The sequence below is a fragment of the Propioniciclava sinopodophylli genome (assembly GCF_004324755.1).
In the GTDB taxonomy this organism is placed as follows: domain Bacteria; phylum Actinomycetota; class Actinomycetes; order Propionibacteriales; family Propionibacteriaceae; genus Propioniciclava; species Propioniciclava sinopodophylli.
Map to the genome: position 1 here is coordinate 1 of NZ_SDMQ01000018.1, position 12323 is coordinate 12323.

Annotated in this window: 12 protein-coding genes and 1 pseudogene; 6 read left to right on the forward strand and 7 right to left on the reverse strand. The window is 69.4% G+C overall.

Annotated features, from left to right (window positions below; translation table 11 throughout):
• The first annotated feature begins 352 nt into the window (after window positions 1-352).
• Entirely contained in the window at window positions 353-1657 is a 1305-nt protein-coding gene (locus ET989_RS13495) for a DUF4062 domain-containing protein (RefSeq protein WP_131169865.1), read from the forward strand.
• Between the two features lie 366 nt (window positions 1658-2023).
• Window positions 2024-3122, forward strand: a pseudogene (locus ET989_RS13500) (IS256 family transposase); the annotation flags it as partial.
• A gap of 587 nt (window positions 3123-3709) precedes the next feature.
• Here ET989_RS13500 and ET989_RS13515 read toward each other — a convergent pair.
• The 6 genes from ET989_RS13515 to ET989_RS13540 all read right to left on the reverse strand — a co-directional run bounded on the left by ET989_RS13515 (window position 3710) and on the right by ET989_RS13540 (window position 7726).
• Window positions 3710-4042 (reverse strand): TraR/DksA family transcriptional regulator, encoded by a 333-nt coding sequence (locus ET989_RS13515; protein WP_131169867.1) that lies wholly within the window; start codon window positions 4040-4042, stop codon window positions 3710-3712.
• A gap of 33 nt (window positions 4043-4075) precedes the next feature.
• Window positions 4076-4516 carry a tautomerase family protein gene (locus ET989_RS13520; RefSeq protein WP_131169869.1) on the reverse strand — a complete coding sequence of 147 codons (441 nt, stop codon included), beginning with the start codon at window positions 4514-4516 and terminating at the stop codon, window positions 4076-4078.
• 100 nt (window positions 4517-4616) lie between these two features.
• A complete protein-coding gene (locus tag ET989_RS13525) occupies window positions 4617-5678 on the reverse strand; it encodes an ABC transporter ATP-binding protein (RefSeq protein ID WP_131169870.1) in 1062 nt (353 codons plus the stop codon).
• Window positions 5675-6493 carry an ABC transporter permease gene (locus ET989_RS13530; RefSeq protein WP_131169871.1) on the reverse strand — a complete coding sequence of 273 codons (819 nt, stop codon included), beginning with the start codon at window positions 6491-6493 and terminating at the stop codon, window positions 5675-5677. The genes ET989_RS13525 and ET989_RS13530 overlap by 4 nt, the downstream gene beginning before the upstream one ends.
• Window positions 6490-7206 carry a molybdate ABC transporter substrate-binding protein gene (gene modA, locus ET989_RS13535; RefSeq protein ID WP_241656361.1) on the reverse strand — a complete coding sequence of 239 codons (717 nt, stop codon included), beginning with the start codon at window positions 7204-7206 and terminating at the stop codon, window positions 6490-6492. The genes ET989_RS13530 and modA overlap by 4 nt, the downstream gene beginning before the upstream one ends.
• A 112-nt stretch (window positions 7207-7318) precedes the next feature.
• The gene (locus tag ET989_RS13540; RefSeq protein ID WP_131169875.1) at window positions 7319-7726 is read right to left on the reverse strand and encodes a TOBE domain-containing protein; all 408 of its coding nucleotides are present in this window, start codon (window positions 7724-7726) and stop codon (window positions 7319-7321) included.
• 240 nt (window positions 7727-7966) lie between these two features.
• Here ET989_RS13540 and ET989_RS13545 point away from each other — a divergent pair, with 240 nt between their 5' ends.
• The 3 genes from ET989_RS13545 to ET989_RS13555 are packed head-to-tail and all read left to right on the forward strand — an operon-like array spanning window position 7967 to window position 10227.
• A complete protein-coding gene (locus ET989_RS13545; RefSeq protein WP_131169877.1) occupies window positions 7967-8218 on the forward strand; it encodes a hypothetical protein in 252 nt (83 codons plus the stop codon).
• A gap of 3 nt (window positions 8219-8221) precedes the next feature.
• Entirely contained in the window at window positions 8222-9352 is a 1131-nt protein-coding gene (locus ET989_RS13550) for a cupin domain-containing protein (protein WP_131169879.1), read from the forward strand.
• Window positions 9349-10227: a sucrase ferredoxin gene (locus ET989_RS13555; protein WP_131169881.1), complete on the forward strand. Its 879-nt coding sequence runs from the start codon at window positions 9349-9351 to the stop codon at window positions 10225-10227. The genes ET989_RS13550 and ET989_RS13555 overlap by 4 nt, the downstream gene beginning before the upstream one ends.
• 18 nt (window positions 10228-10245) lie before the next feature.
• Here ET989_RS13555 and ET989_RS13560 read toward each other — a convergent pair whose 3' ends face one another.
• Entirely contained in the window at window positions 10246-11145 is a 900-nt protein-coding gene (locus ET989_RS13560; RefSeq protein WP_131169883.1) for a DUF2510 domain-containing protein, read from the reverse strand.
• A gap of 312 nt (window positions 11146-11457) precedes the next feature.
• On the opposite strand from ET989_RS13560, the gene ET989_RS13565 reads away from it, so the two are divergent.
• A complete protein-coding gene (locus ET989_RS13565; RefSeq protein ID WP_131169885.1) occupies window positions 11458-12312 on the forward strand; it encodes a MetQ/NlpA family ABC transporter substrate-binding protein in 855 nt (284 codons plus the stop codon).
• The last annotated feature ends 11 nt before the right edge of the window (window positions 12313-12323 follow it).

A 12323-nucleotide genomic window follows, 5' to 3' on the forward strand; every position in this document is an offset into this window, starting at 1 on the left:
CAACGTCAACCTCGAAGCACCCGACGAAGACGCCTACAACCTGGTCATTGCACTCGCCTCCGGCACCGCGAACTACCAGGACGCCGCGGCTCTACTCACCGAATGGCACTGACGGAGCGCGGCATGACCGGATGTATCTGTCTCGATGCCGGATCAGCTTGATACAGGCGCGGTGACGCCTCCCCCGACGCTCGGGGGTGTCCTCCCCGGAAGGGACCCAGCCAACGGCTTCCAGGCGGCCGGTAGATCGCAACTTCCGTCGACCTGCCCAAACACGGGCCAGAGGAGGGTCATCGACGGAGCAAGTCGAGTCCTTGACCGCGATCGTCACCGCGGATAGTAGGCCGGAGCCATGATCTTCGAGGCAGACGTGGGCGGAGAACGCGGCTGGTCGCATAACGTTCACGAGCACAACCATTCTGTTACCGTTTCCTTCGTGCCTCCACTTCGCGTCTTCGTATCATCCACGGCCTACGACCTAGCTCCGGTGCGTGAGCAGCTTCGCACTTTGATAAACTCCTTGGGCCATGTCGCCGTGCTCAGCGACTACTCAGGGGTGCTGTACGACCCCAATTTGCACACACACAAGTCTTGCGTCGAAGAGCTGCGGAGTTGTGACGTGGTAGTGCTCATCATCGGCAACCGGTGGGGAAGTCAGGCCCGACCGGAGTTTGTTGACGATTTGTCCGTCGACCTACTTCAGGGCGATGATGCTTCCATCGTTGAAGATCTTGTAGAAGGCAAGCATGTATCAGTCACGCAGTTGGAGGCCCTCACCGCCTTCCAGCACAAAATTCCCGTGTTTGCATTCGCCGAGCGGCAAGTACTCGAAGAACGCCGGTTCTACGAGGCGAATGAGGAGTTGGCCAAACGCGGCGAGTTGCGGTTGCCCTCTGGCAATGACTGCGCGGTTGCAGGTTACATAGTTAGCTTCTTGCGGTATTTAGAGGGTCGCGCAAGCGGCAATGCAGTCATCTCTTTCACCAAAGTGGAGGAGATTCAGGCGCATCTGCGGTCCCAGTGGTCGGCATGGCTCCAGCGCATGCTCGCGCAGCGCCTGCATTTCGAGGACCAACAGACGCTGCTCGAGGTAATGAGCGAGCGGTTGGAGGATCTCAAGACGGTCTTGGTCGCGACAGTCCCGGACGCTGATGCTAGGCGGGTCGCTTCAGGCATTATCCGATATCGGCTCCTGTGTGAGTTCCTTGGCTCTCTGGACCGCGGAGGATCCGTAGCTACGAATTCTCCTGAAGGTACTACCCTCGCGGAGGCTCTAGATCGATGCGGAGTTCAGGCCATCGGAGAGGTGAATCTTGCAGACGAGAAGTACCGCGATAATTCATACGGCAGGACCTACTTAGTGATGAAGGATGGGCGGAAGCTGCGGCTTCGAATGCCCCAAAACCGAGTTTCAAGCCTAGAGTCCGATTGGAATGGCTTCAACACCCTCCGGCCAGAGGAGCGTCGCGTGATATTTGATGCACTCTTGAGCGAACGTCGTCCGATTCTCTTCTCACTCGGCGAGACCGATGCGGCCGAGATCACAACCGCTGATATCCAAAGTTGGCTCGATTCAAGAGGCGAACATCCCGACTCCGGGCCTCCTAAGCAGAAGGGCGCTGAAAAGGAAGGAGATCTCGCGCAGGCTGATGCCTGAGGTGGTTGTTCCTTAGTTGCCAAGAGCCGCCCGGTTGCGTGCAACGTGCAAGGAGCGCCACAGTGGGGAGCTGAGCAAAGTCATGCACTTGGGCGACATCGCGATGTCCCGCCGTGGACGCCCCCATGGGCCTGAGGGCAAGGTCACGACCGTCGGCATGTGTCCGCGAGGTCGCACCCGGCTCGAGTTCGACGCGCGACTCTGGGCAGATCCGTGATGTCACGACCGTCAGCCTGTGCGTGAGGTCTCGACCAATGAGGTCGAGGTCCGCCGTGACACCTCGGGGAAAGCAGCAGGTCAGGCGACCTGGGTCTATCGCAGGAACGGTGTAACTGGCCCTACGGCCCGGTTTGGGCAGGAGGGGTCATGATGACCGAAACACTGATGGCTGTGGAGCCACACGAAGAAGGCAAGGCGGCGCCGGCGGCGTTGGTCTCTGACCAGCCACCGCGACTCGAGCACCCGGGAGGCGGCCAGGTGGCCGAGCCGGTGGTGCTGTCACGTCAGGAGGCCGAGTTGTTGCGCGGGCTGGTGCGCCGCACCCGTGGCGCGGGCGGTGACCTGACCGGCCCCGACGGGCTGCTCAAGCACCTGACCAAGACGGTGATCGAGTCCGCCTTGGAGGAGGAGCTGGTCGACCACCTGGGCTATGACAAGCACGACCCGGTCGGCCGCAATGGCGCCAACTCACGTAACGGCTACCGGCCCAAGACGGTGGTCACCGACAACTGCGGCGAGGTGACGATCGCCGTCCCGCGGGACCGGGACGGCAGTTTCGAGCCGGTGATCGTGGCCAAACGGCAGCGTCGCCTGTCTGATCTGGACACCCTGGTCATCAGCTTGTACGCCAAGGGCCTGACGACCGGAGAGATCTCGGCGCACCTGTTCGAGGTGTACGGCGCAAACGTGTCCAGGGACACGGTGAGTCGGATCACCGACAAGATCGTGGAGGAGATGCAGGCCTGGTGGGCCCGCCCACTGGAGCGGGTGTACGCGGCCATCTTCATCGACGCGATCATGGTCAAGGTCCGCGACGGCCAGGTCGCCAACCAGCCGCCTCTCAGCCGCTATCGGGGTCGACCTGGACGGCCACAAGGACATCCTCAGCATCTGGGCCGGCGGCAACGGTGACGGCGAGTCAGCCAAGTACTGGCTCAACGTCCTCACCGAACTCCGCAGCCCCCAGCTGGCGCGGCAGGTCAACGACGACCTCGCCCTCGCGTTGTCGCGGGCGTCGGTCCGCACCGAAGCGTTCTTCACCCTGGTGGTCCCCGAACCCCGGCTCGGTCGGGAGGCCCGCGAAGCCGGCGGCGGCCTCGACGGCCGGGCCCGCGTCCTCTACGGGCTGATGGCCGAGGTCGAGGGCCAGCTCCGCGGCGGACTCGGGATGACCGCCGTCAGCTGGCTCACCTCCCCGGAACTGGCGTTGGCGGTGCGGACCGGGTTCGCCCCCGGGGACCGCGCGTGAGCTTCATTTCGTCGGCGCTGCGAGACAGGATCAGTAAGGCCGACATCCGGCATGCCGTGGAGCAGGTGGCATACGTGAGTGAGCCTAATGATGACTCCCCGGCAAAGCGGTTCCTGCTGGGTTCGACACCGGCGGGCGACTGCTCGAACGGACGATCCTGACGTTCGACGGTGGCAATCAACTCGTGGTCCATGCCATGAAGGCCCGCCGCAAGTACTGGCACCTGCTCGACTAAACGGCCCCTCGTGAGGGGACGGCCCGGCTGTACCGAGTTTGGTACCGACCATCCCTGAAACGCGACCATGTGAGGGTGGCTAGAGGGGATGCTCGAGACGGCTTGTCTTGAGCGTGGCGGCTAGGGGAGACGTGTTCCGCTGATGGGCGTGTGGGGGTGTCGTCCGGCCAGTCAGAGGGTTACTGGTTCGAGTCCAGTCGGGGGAGCCAAAACACCTAGTGAAACCACTATTGGGTTGGCTCCACAACTTCGGTTTCTCCTCGTATCACCAACACCCCGCGCCCTCATAGCCGGAATGGCCGGGCGTGCTTGTGCAGCGCTGTGCACCAGGAGGAGTGAACGTCCGGGGTCAGGCGTGTTTCATGCAGCAGGTCGACCAGGGGCGGAATTCCAGCCGGTCCTCGTCGATCGGTTCACCGCACACATCGCACTGCCCGTAGGTGCCGTCGGCCAGCTTGGCCTTGGCGCGCAGCACGGCGTCGAGGGTGGCGTGGAGCGTCTGCGCCGATGAAGCGTCGGCCATCTGCTGGATCGCCTGGGTGGTGCCCTCGCCGATGCGCTTGCCGAACCCGATCGTTGCCCCGTCGCTGACCGGCGCCGTCAGCCGGTCGATGGAGCGCCGCAGGTCGGCTTCCTTCGCGTCCAGTTCCGCCCGCATCTCCGTCAGGTCGAGATTCGTCATCGAGTCATTATGCCGCTGACGGAGCGTTGACGGTCAGTTGCCAAGGGATTCAAGGTAGCTGCGGTCGTCCGTCTCCAGCGAGGCCAGCCACGCGAGCTCATCGCCTGCTTCGGGCAGGACGTGCCCGTACTCGACCATGTTCGTCGGGGGGAGGTCCAGCAGGTAGATCCACACCGCCCGCCGCCGGACACCGAGGGTCGCGGTCACGGCATGGGTGAGGGCGTCCAACAGGATGCGCTTCTGCTCGGGGGAACGGCCTGAGCGGATCTGGCCGTGGACGAAGACGAGGTCCTCCGCGACCGGGACGCCGCCGACGAAGTGCTGGTCGGCGGCGAGTTCGGTGAAGACGACTTGGGCGAAGAAGCCCTGCGCGCCCGTGGCGGCGGTGTGCGCGTGGGTGATCTCGCGCGCGAGTGCGGCGCGCGTCCCAGCATCCAGACGTCCGGCTGGAGTGCGAACGGTGTAGGTCGGCATGAGCTGGAGGCTATCTGACGCGGCCGGGGGGTTGCTCCAGGGTGTTTCCCGGGCTGGCGGCTGCCACCTTGGTTTGGTGTCGGTCAGCGTAGTTCCGGCCTCACCGCGGGTAGAGCGCCACCTGCGCGGCCTTGACCACCAGCCACACCTCGCGTCCTGGGACGAGCCCCTCGTCGACGGACGCCGCGAGCGTGAGGTCGGCGGACACCCGGCTGCCGTCGGAGAGTTCGCCCGTCAGGCGGACGAGCGAACCGCGCGGTTCGATGCCCGTCACGGTCACGCGCAGGTGGTTGCGGGGGCTGCCCGACGGCTCGGCCGTGTGTACCGCGACGGACGCCGGCGCGAACGACGCGATGGCGGCACCGCCGCCCAGGGCGTCCGCGGGGACGCCCACGACCCGGTCGCCGGTGGCGAGCCGGATGGCGTCCGGCCCCGTGGCCGTCCCCGCGAGGAGGTTCACCCCGACGAGGTCGGCGACGAAGGGCGTCCGGGGGCGGGCGAGCAGGTCGGCGACCGGCCCGGCGGCCAGGACCCGTCCGGCCTCCATGACGGCCAGTTCGTCGGCCAGGGTCAGGGCGTCGACGGCGTCGTGGGTGACGAGCAACGCCGTCCGTCCCTCCCCGCGGATGCGCCGGCGCAGCAGCGACCGGATGGCCGGGGCGACCGACACGTCGAGCGCCGCGAGGGGCTCGTCGAGCAGAACCAGGCGCGGGTCGGTGGCGAGCGCGCGGGCGATCGCGATGCGCTGCGCCTGGCCGCCGGAGACCTCCCACGCCCTGGCGCCGGCGAGCTCGCCGCAACCCACGGCGTCCAGCTCGCGTTGCGCGCGGGCGAGGGCCTCGGCCGCCCGGACGCCGCGGGCGCGCAGCCCGAACGCGGCGTTCTCCGCGATGGTGAGGTGCTCGAACAGGAGGGGGCGCTGTTCGAGGACGGCGATGTTGCGGCGGTGCACCGGCACATGGACGCGTGGCCCGCTGACGACGGCGCCGTCCACCGACACGGTGCCCCCGTCCGGCTGCAGCTGGCCGCCGACGAGCTGGAGCACCGAGGACTTGCCGGCGCCGTTGGGTCCGACCAGCGCCACGACCGTGCCGGGGGCGACATCGAGGGCGGCGTCCAACCCGCGCGCCTCGACGCGTGCGTGCACGGAGACGGCGCTCACGGCACTCGCCTTCGGACGGTACGGCGCGAGAACCAGCCGGTGACCGCCACCGTCAGGGCGGCGACCACGATGAGCACCAGGGCGAGGGCCAGGGCAGCGTCGGTGTCGAGTTCGCGGAGCAGGTAGATCTCCAGCGGCAGGGTGCGGGTCACTCCCTGCAGAGAGCCCGCGAAGGTGATCGTGGCTCCGAACTCGCCCAGCGCCCGAGCGAACGTGAGCGCGCTTCCGGAGGCGATCGAGGGTGCCAGGAGCGGCAGCGTGACGCGGCGCAGGGTGTAGCTCGGTGAGGCGCCGAGCGAGGCGGCCGCCCCTTCGAACCCGCTGCCCGAGGATCGCAGCGCGCCCTCGACGGCGGTCACCAGGAACGGCATCGCGACGAAGACCTGCGCCATGACGACGGCGACGGTCGAGAACCCCACCTCGATGCCGAGCACCGACAGGGGAGCGCCGAGGACGCCGCGGCGTCCGAACGTGATGAGAAGGGCGAGGCCCGACACCACAGGGGGCAGCACCATCGGGATCGTCACGAGCGTGCGGACGACCCCGGCCAGGCGGCCGTCGGAGCGGGCCAGCACCAGCGCGAGCGGCAGCCCGATCGCCAGGGCGATGAGGGTGGCGACGACGCAGGTCAGCAAGCTGAGCGCCAGTGCGTCCACGGAAGAGGGGGTGGAGAGCAGGGCCGGCACCTCGGCCCAGGGCACCCGCGCCGCGATGCCGAGCAGCGGCACGGTGAGGAACAACGTCGCCAGCGCGGCGGGGACGAACAGCCACCGGGGCAGCCCGTCCCCGAGGCGTGCGGAGGTGGTCAGGGTCATGGGGCGCCGAAGCCGTGGGTGGCGAGCACCGCCTGGCCCTCCTCGCTCAGCACGAGGTCGATGAAGGCCCGCGCGGCCGCGGGGTTCTTCGCCTCGGTCACGATCGTCATCGGGTACCGGGCCGCGAACCTCTTCTCGGGGTCGACCGCGATGGTCTCGACGGCGTCGCCCGCGGCCTGGGCGTCGGTGGCGAAGACGATGCCTGCGTCGGCCTCGCCGGACGAGACCTTGCCCCGCACGTCGGTGACCTTCTGCTCCTCCGACACGGGTTTGAGGGTGACCCCGGCAGCCTCGGCGATCTTGTGTGCCGTGGCTCCACAGGGCACGGCGCGGGCGCAGACGACGAGCTTGGTGCCGTCGAGGGAGCCGTCGACGCCGGAGACCTGGGCCGGGTTGCCCTTCGGCACGATGAGCACGCCGGAGTTGGTGGCGAAGATGGTGGGGTCAGGGGCGACGATCGCGGCCTCGGTGGCCCTCTGCATGCTGGCCTCATCGGCCGTGGCCAGGACGTCCGCGGGCGCGCCGCTGGTGATCTGGTCGACCAGGGTGGGGGAGCCGTCGAAGTTCAGGGTGACGTCCAGGGAGGGGGCCAGCTCGGCGATCTCGGTGAAAGCGGCGGTGAGCGACGCGGCGGCGAACACGGTCACGGGTCGGGGCCCGGTGGGGGCGGACGCCGCGGGCCCGGTGGAGCAGCCGACCGATGTCAGTGCCAAGGCGACCACCGCGACGGCGCTGCAGAGGGCAGGTGCACCTCGAAAGTGAATCTGCACCTGCTCCAGCGGGTGCAGATTCACTTTGGAGGTGCGTCTGCTCGGAGAGTGCATGTCAGGACCGTCCTCGGGGGGTCTCGACATGGACGTTGGTGGCCTTCACCACGGCGGTGGCGACCGACCCGACCTCGAGCCCCAGGTCGCGGACGGCCTCGGTGGAGATCAGCGACACGACTCGGAACGGCCCGCACTGCAGGGTCACCTGCGACATCACGGTGTCGGAGACGACGCCGGTCACCAGCCCGGTGAAGTGGTTGCGGGCAGAGCGGTGGGCGGAGTCCCGGTCGGTGAGCGCGTCCTGGACCAGTTGCTCGGCCAGCCGGGCCAGGTCGGCGCCGGGCACGACCTTGCGTCCGGAGTCGTCGAGGTCTGTCGAGAGCCTGCCCGCATCCACCCAGCGGCGCACGGTGTCGTCGCTGACGCCGAGAAGGGCGGCGGCTTCGGAGATCCGCAAGTGCGTCATGGAAGCGAACGTTACACCGCAACTGCGGATAAGGGGGGGGAAGGGGAGGAACCACGATGCGCCGAGAGCCCCGGCTCTGACCGTCCACAGCCCCTGCTCTGTACGCCCACAGCCCCTGCTCTGTACGCCCATAGCCCCTGTCTGTACGCCCACAGCCCCGTCCCTGACAAGGGTCTAGGCACGGGCCACGGAAACCTCTAGGGTCGGCGCATCGGTCCCGAAACCACCGGAGGAGCTGCGATGACGAACGACGCCCGCGACGAGGAGATCACCCTCACCGACGACGAGATGTCCACCGACGACCCCAGCGCCCTGGCCGGCGCGGCCCCGGGCGATCCCGACAAGGTCGGCGATGCCGACGGCATCGACGGGGGTGACGCCGACGGCACCGATGGTGGGGACGCCGACGGCACCGACGGCGATTCCACCGACGGCGATTCCACCGACGGGACCGACGGCGACTCGGGTGACGCCGACGGCACCGACGCCTGAGGCATGGACCATCTCGCACTACTCTCCGGCGACCCCGCGACCTTCCTGAGGGAGGTCTGGGGTCGCCGGACCCTCGTCCACGAGGCCGACACCGAGACGCTGGCGTCCCTCTTCAGCCTCGAGGCCGCCGACGACCTCATCACCACGCGCTCGCTCCGGACCCCCCAGGTGCGCCTGGCGCAGGACGGCAAGGTCCTCGACCAGTCCCGCTACACGCGGCACGCGACGATCGCCGGCCAGGCGATGACCGGACTGCTGGACGCCCGCAAGGTGCTCGCCCTGTTCGAGGGCGGCGCCACCATCGTCTTCCAGGGGCTCCAGCGCTACCATGAGCCGCTGCGCCTCCTCGTCCGCGATCTCGAGCGTCAGATCGGCCACCCCTGCCAGGCCAACGCGTACCTGACGCCCCCGGGCTCGCAGGGCTTCGCGCTGCACTCCGACACCCACGACGTCTTCACCTTCCAGACCCACGGCACCAAACAGTGGGAGGTCCACGACAACGAGGGTGCCCGCCCGGTGCACATGCGTCCGGGCACCTGCATGTACCTGCCCACCGGCACGCCCCACATGGCGCGCACCGGAGCCGACACCGCCTCGCTGCACGTGACGGTCGGCATCAACCAGTTCGTCTGGTCGGAGGTGCTCCGTGACGTGGTGAACCGCGCCATCGAGGCGGACGCCGACCTCCGCGAGCACCTGCCCGCGGGCCTCTTCGCCGATCCGGACGCCCTCGCCACGGCCCTGCGCGAGCGTCTCGCGCACGTCGCCGGCCTGCTCGGCCAGGTGGACGCCGACGCGGAGGTCGACCGCCTCGAGACCATCTTCGGCACCCGCCGCCAGCCGGTTCTGGCCGGCGCGCTCCTGGACGTGCTCGACGTCCGCCACCTCGCCGCGGACACCCGGCTGCGGCGGCGTCCGGGCAGCCAGGCCACACTGCGGACGCGCGGCGAGACGCTCGAACTGCTCCTCGGGGACCGCCGCCTCACCCTGCCCGCCCGCGTGGGGCCGGCGGTCCGCTCGGTGCTGGATGCGGGCGTCCTGACCCCCGCCGACGTGCAGGGGCTCGACGAGGCGGGCGCCCTCACCCTCTGCCGACGACTGGTGCGCGAGGGGTTGCTGGAAGTCGTCCGGTGACGTTCCGCTGCTCGGAGGCCAGCCGCGAACGCGACGAGTCGCTCTCGGCCACGGCGTCGACGGTGCCCGCTTTCCTTCTGCTCGAGGACCCGGGCCCGTGGGGCCCCGACATCCTGCGCAGCCGCCGGTTGCCGGACGCCCTGCGTGCCACCCTGCGCGGCTGGCAGCGCGACCTGGGGCTGCGGACGCTGCTCATCCGCCGGCCGGGCCGCGACCCGGGCGGGCCGCGCCGGGTGTTCGTCGCCAGCGCCCGGCACGCCTGGCTGGAGACCACCACGGTGGTCGACCTCGGCGAGGTGGGGGAGTTCGACCTCTCCGGGGTGCGCGGGCCGGACGGGGTGGGGCTCGCGGCGCACGCGGGGCCCGTCCTGCTCGCCTGCACCCACGGCGCGCACGACCGCTGCTGTGCCGAGCGCGGGCGTCCGCTGGCGGCGGCTCTGGCGCGACGCTGGCCCGAGGAGCTCTGGGAGGCGTCTCACCTCGGCGGCGACCGCTTCGCCGGCAACCTCGTCGCGCTGCCGCGCGGCGACTACTTCGGCGGGCTGGACGCCGACACCGGGCCGGACGTCGTGGCCCGCTACCTCGACGGCGTGCTCGACCTCGCTCATCACCGCGGGCGCTCCAGCCACGCGTGGGTCGTCCAGGCCGCGGTGCACGCGGCGCGCGAGCGGTTTGGCGCCCTGGGCGTCCGGGACGTGGTGGTCCGCGCCGTCGGGTCGGACGCCGAGGGTGTGGTCGTCCGGCTGTCCGTGCGCGGGGAAGACCGGGTCGCCCGCGTGCGTACCCAGCACGGGGAGGCCGCCCACCTCACGTGCAGCGCCTCCCGCGCCGAACCCCCGTTGCGCCACCTCGTGACCTGGCTCGACGCGCCGTGAGCACCGGATCGCGGTGGGTCAGGCGCGGCGGACGGTGGCGAGGATCTCGCTGATCATGGCTCGGGACCCCTCGTCCTGGGCGCCGGCCGAGGTGACGATGATGGTCGGCGCCGCGCCGGAGCCGATCGCGATGACGGTGAGCTCGTCCAGGCGGTCCTCGACGGACATGGTGCCGGTGACCATCCAGCCCTCCATGTCGGCGACCTGCACCGGCGTGGACGTCTGGGTCAGGGGCTGGGGGATCGCCGCGTCCAGCAGGGCGATGCCCCACGCGGCCTCGGCGGCCGCCTGCAGGTCGTCGGCCGGGAACGGCGAGACGCCCAGAGTCACGGTCGCGGTGGCCGTCGTGGAGGCGACCGAGCGGGTGCACTCGAGCCACGCGAGGCTGTCCACCTCGGCCCAACCAGTGGGCAGGGTGAGTGTCACGCGCCCGTCCGACAGCGCCGTCGGGTCGCTGGCGGGCGGGCAGCCGAGGTCGGCCGCGGGCGGCGGCGTCGCCGGGATGCTGGGCATCGGGGTCGGCCTCACGACCGGCCCGCCCGTGTGGGGCGCGGCCGTCGCGGGCGGCAGCTTCGCCACCGACGGCTGTGGGCTGGACGCGATGCGCGGCGAGGGCCGGGCGAACGCCGCGGGCGACGGGCTCTCGGCGGGCAACGGGGTGGCCCGATCCGGTTCGCGGAGGCCGAACAACCCCAGCACGAGGCCCACGACGAGGGCCCCCACCAGGGCCGTCACGAGGCCCAGCCCGATCCAGGGCCACGGGCCGCGTTTCGGCGAGGGCGCCACCGACGACCCACCGGTACCCGGGGCGTCCGGCTGGGGACCCCCGTGGATGTGTTCGGTCCACCGGGTGCCGTCCCACCAACGCAGGCGCTGCGGCGTCCCGTCGGGGTCGTCGTACCAGCCGGGTTGGGGCATCGGGCTCTCACTCTCTCGCTCGCGCCCATCGTAGGTGGCAGGGGAGAAGGATCCGAGGGGTGGACCGATGTGCCGTGCCAGTGATCAGGGGGACTAACCTGTGCCCCATGGGTCACATCATCTCCGCGGCGAACGCCGTCTGGATGATGCCCCTGTGCTGTCGGCGAATGTGCGCCTGACGGCACGGATCCGGTCGCTCCCCGGGAGGGTCGAGCGAATCTGGACCCACTGAACCCTGCCAGCGTTCGCTCGCGGTTCCGTGCTGTCGGCCTGCGTTCCACCAGTCCCTGAAGACGAAATGAGAGAAGAAGCATGTTCCGCCGTGTCACCACCACCGTTGCCACCCTCGTCGCTGCCGGCCTCCTGCTGACGGGCTGCGGCGCAGCCCAGGGTGGAGGACCGGGCGCGCCCGACGCCACCCAACCGCTGCGCATCATCGCCGACGTCACCCCCCATGCCGTCCTGCTGGAGGAGGCCGAGAGGCAGGGCCTGCTCGGCGACGTGAAGATCGACGTCACCGAGATCTCGGGCGACATCGACCCCAACCAGCTCGTCAACGCCGGCGATCTTGACGCCAACTTCTTCCAGCACGTGCCCTACCTCAACGACTGGAACGCCAAGCACGAAGGCGCCGACCTGGTCGCGCTCGCGCCGGTCCACGTCGAGCCGCTGGGCCTGTACTCCGAGAAGGTCACCCTCGACACCGTCCCGGACGGTGCCGTCATCGCCATCCCGGCTGACGCCACCAACCAGGCCCGCGCCCTCTTCCTGATCGCGGACGCCGGCTTGATCACCCTCGACGTGAAGGCCGACGACCCGGGCCTGGACTACAGCCAGATCACCCCGGAGACCAACGTCACAAGCAACCCCAAGAACATCTCCTGGCTGAAGATCGACCGCCCCCAGCTGGCCGCCACGCTGAAGGACCCCAAGGTCACCCTCTCGATCATCAACGGCAACTACGCCCTCGAGGCCGGGCTCACCCCGGCGACCGACGCCCTCAAGCTGGAGTCTGCCGAGAACAACCCCTACGCCAACGTGCTGGTGGTCAAGGAGGCCCTCAAGGACGACCCGCGCGTGGTCAAGGTCAATGAGGCGCTGACCAGCCCCGAGCTGCAGAAGTTCATCGAGGACAGCTTCAAGGGCTCCGTCCTCCCCGCCAAGTGATCGGTTGAACC

Coding starts and splice junctions, on each gene's coding strand:
- ET989_RS13565 (WP_131169885.1), top strand. CDS start 11,458: ATGTTCCGCCGTGTCACCACCACCGTTGCCACCCTCGTCGCTGCCGGC.
- ET989_RS13520 (WP_131169869.1), bottom strand. CDS start 4,516: ATGCCGACCTACACCGTTCGCACTCCAGCCGGACGTCTGGATGCTGGG.
- ET989_RS13540 (WP_131169875.1), bottom strand. CDS start 7,726: ATGACGCACTTGCGGATCTCCGAAGCCGCCGCCCTTCTCGGCGTCAGC.
- ET989_RS13515 (WP_131169867.1), bottom strand. CDS start 4,042: ATGACGAATCTCGACCTGACGGAGATGCGGGCGGAACTGGACGCGAAG.
- ET989_RS13545 (WP_131169877.1), top strand. CDS start 7,967: ATGACGAACGACGCCCGCGACGAGGAGATCACCCTCACCGACGACGAG.
- ET989_RS13550 (WP_131169879.1), top strand. CDS start 8,222: ATGGACCATCTCGCACTACTCTCCGGCGACCCCGCGACCTTCCTGAGG.
- ET989_RS13530 (WP_131169871.1), bottom strand. CDS start 6,493: ATGACCCTGACCACCTCCGCACGCCTCGGGGACGGGCTGCCCCGGTGG.
- ET989_RS13560 (WP_131169883.1), bottom strand. CDS start 11,145: ATGCCCCAACCCGGCTGGTACGACGACCCCGACGGGACGCCGCAGCGC.
- ET989_RS13495 (WP_131169865.1), top strand. CDS start 353: ATGATCTTCGAGGCAGACGTGGGCGGAGAACGCGGCTGGTCGCATAAC.